This is a genomic window from Trichocoleus sp. FACHB-90, assembly GCF_014695505.1.
GTDB classification, from domain to species: Bacteria; Cyanobacteriota; Cyanobacteriia; order Cyanobacteriales; family FACHB-T130; genus Funiculus; species Funiculus sociatus.
The window spans coordinates 1-3,005 of record NZ_JACJOK010000016.1; the positions used below are offsets into that span (position 1 = coordinate 1).

2 protein-coding genes are annotated in these 3,005 nt (G+C 47.0%); both read right to left on the reverse strand.

Features of this window, described 5'->3' with window-relative positions; translation table 11 throughout:
• Positions 1-162: 162 nt before the first annotated feature.
• Positions 163-1,554 carry a UDP-glucose/GDP-mannose dehydrogenase family protein gene (locus H6F74_RS04210; protein WP_190436787.1) on the reverse strand — a complete coding sequence of 464 codons (1,392 nt, stop codon included), beginning with the start codon at positions 1,552-1,554 and terminating at the stop codon, positions 163-165.
• 109 nt (positions 1,555-1,663) lie between these two features.
• A complete protein-coding gene (locus H6F74_RS04215) occupies positions 1,664-2,596 on the reverse strand; it encodes a UDP-glucuronic acid decarboxylase family protein (RefSeq protein WP_190436790.1) in 933 nt (310 codons plus the stop codon).
• Positions 2,597-3,005: the final 409 nt, after the last annotated feature.

Consider the following 3,005-nt stretch of genomic DNA (forward strand, 5'->3'; position numbering starts at 1 on the left):
ACTCAGAAGCTGGTTACTCAAGCGAGTGCTAAAAGTCCGCTCTTATACAATCAGAAGAGTTGAACAGGGGGTTATACCCCCTATTCGCCAGCGGTATCCTTAAAGAAGTCGGGGATCTCAAGGGCTAAATCAAAACTGGGTCGAGGATTGCTATGTTAACTATTAGCGTCCTACGCCCACATATTGGAAACCAGCGTTTTCAACTTCCTTCCGGTCAAGGAAGTTGCGCCCGTCAATCATCACGGGGTTATTCATCAGCTTCGCCATTTTAGCGAAATCCAGATTCCGGAACTGTTGCCAGTCTGTAACCAGCACCAAGGCATCGCAGCCATCAGCCAGCCGTTCTGGATCGGTTTCCACAAACACGCCAGTTAAACCGTGGCGCATCCCTGTAGAAGAAACAATCGGATCGAAGGCTTTTACTTTCGCTCCGAGTCGGTTCAGTTGCTCAATCAGCATCAGTGCTGGTGCGTCGCGCATATCATCGGTATCTGGTTTGAAGGTCAAACCCAGAAGTCCGACAGTTTTGCCCTTAAGGATTTTGAGAACCTGCTGGAGTTTTTCCAGAGCAATCAGACGCTGGCGTTGGTTAACGGTGACAGCAGCTTTCATCAGTTGGGCATCATAGCCGTAATCTTCAGCCGTGTGAATCAAGGCGGAGACATCTTTGGGGAAGCAGGAACCGCCCCAGCCAATTCCAGCTTGCAAAAATTTGTTGCCAATGCGGGAATCTAAACCGATGCCCTTTGCCACCTGGGTGACATCAGCACCGACGCGATCGCATATATTGGCAACTTCATTGATAAAGCTGATTTTGGTTGCCAGGAAAGCATTAGCGGCGTACTTGATCATCTCTGCTGAGTTGATGTCTGTCACCACAACTGGCACTGGCGGCAGGGATTGATCTTCGGCAACCTTACGCTCTACGATCGGCGCGTAGAGTTCTTGCATCATAGCGATCGCTTTGGGATTAGTGCTTCCGAGTACAATCCGATCCGGGTTAAACGTGTCGTAAACCGCCGAACCTTCCCGCAAAAACTCCGGATTGCTTACCACATCAAACTGTGCGGTAAACTCTCCAAATTTCTCTTCGACACCAACATCGCCAGCTGCTACCAGCGATTTCTGGCGTTCAGAAACTCCATCCAGCACAATCATCCGCACCCAGTCACCAGATCCAATTGGCACTGTGGATTTATTCACAATCACTTTGTAGCTGTTATCAAGATGAGAGCCGATTCCACGCGCGACAGCTTCCACGTAGCGCGTATCGCTTTCACCTGTGGGCAAAGGCGGTGTCCCCACTGCGATAAACAGAATTTCTCCATGAGCCACCCCTGCACTTAAATCGGTTGTGAACTCCAGATTCCCTGAACTCGAAGCCGACTGCATAATATCCGACAGCCCCGGCTCATATATTGGCGACTGTCCCGCCTTCATCAGCTTGACTTTTTCTTCATTATTGTCTACACAGATGACGTGATGACCGATATGAGCAAGGCTGGCACCTGTTACCAAGCCAACGTATCCAGTGCCAATTACACAAACACGCATAGAATTAAATCCTCTTTGTTGAATGAAAATACTGGGGATATTAGATTTTTGTTCATAGTTGATAGTTCATTGTTTATTGCCATGAACCATGAACTATGAACCATGCCCGTTAACTGTTGTTGATGCGCTCCCTAAAATCTTCTACAGTCAGTTTTAACCCTTCTTGCAGAGGAATGGTAGGTTCCCAACCCAACCAAGTTTTAGCACGAGTAATATCTGGTTGTCTCTGCTTAGGGTCATCCTGCGGCAGCGCTTCAAATTTAATGTCCGCGTCCGGATTCACCATATGTTGTATTTTCTGAGCCAATTCTAAGATGGTGTATTCATCTGGATTACCTAAATTAATCGGCCCAGTATGTTCGCCATTCATCAATCGGATCAGCCCTTCCACTAGGTCAGAAACATAACAAAAACTCCGAGTTTGCGAACCATCACCATACACAGTTAAGGGTATTCCTCGCAGCGCTTGAACGATAAAATTGCTCACCACTCGCCCGTCATTTTCTAACATTCGCGGGCCATAAGTGTTGAAGATTCGAGCAACCCGAATATCTACACCATTTTGGCGATGATAGTCAAACGATAAAGTTTCTGCAATTCGCTTGCCTTCGTCGTAACAAGAACGTATCCCAATTGGGTTGACATTGCCTCGATACTCTTCTGGCTGGGGATGAACGTCGGGGTCGCCATACACCTCAGAAGTTGACGCCAGAAGGAATCGGGCTTTTACCCGCTTAGCTAAACCCAGCATATTCATCGTCCCCAAAACGCTTGTTTTGACGGTTTTAACTGGGTTGTATTGGTAGTGAACAGGGGAAGCAGGGCAGGCTAGATGATATATCTGATCTACTTCTAGCCGAATTGGTTCTGTGATGTCGTGGCGGATCATCTCAAAGTAAGGGTGATCCAGCCATTTCAAGATGTTGCGCTTACTTCCCGTGTAGAAGTTATCTAAGCAGATGACTTCGTGTCCAGCACTCATCAATCGGTCGATGAGATGGGAACCCACGAAACCCGCACCACCTGTAACTATAATTCGCATCGGTAACTGACTCGCGCTAGGGAGAGAATCGATATCTAAACTAACCTTGGGAAGCACTGCTGTCCAGAGGTATTCCGTTGTTAACTAGCTTAGAGTATACGGAGCGATCGCTCTATTGCCCAACCGTAAATATTCGGTAAATATTTAGTAAATATTAAGTGTACTTAGTAAAGTAGCAAAGCTTTGAATCAAAACCCAAGAGCGCCCAAACTCAACGGCAAACGGGCAAAGCCTTACCCAGAGCCGTCTAAAGCATTGGCGTTCCACATTTTTTGAATGTGCAACGCCAAAAAAAACTAGAACCGCAAAGTTTGCTAGAGAGGGTAAGATATTTCAAGAAGAAGAGGGAACACAGAGCGTGGTGTATAAATGGCAAGAAAAAGCCCGCAACCAAAAGCGATATCATTTG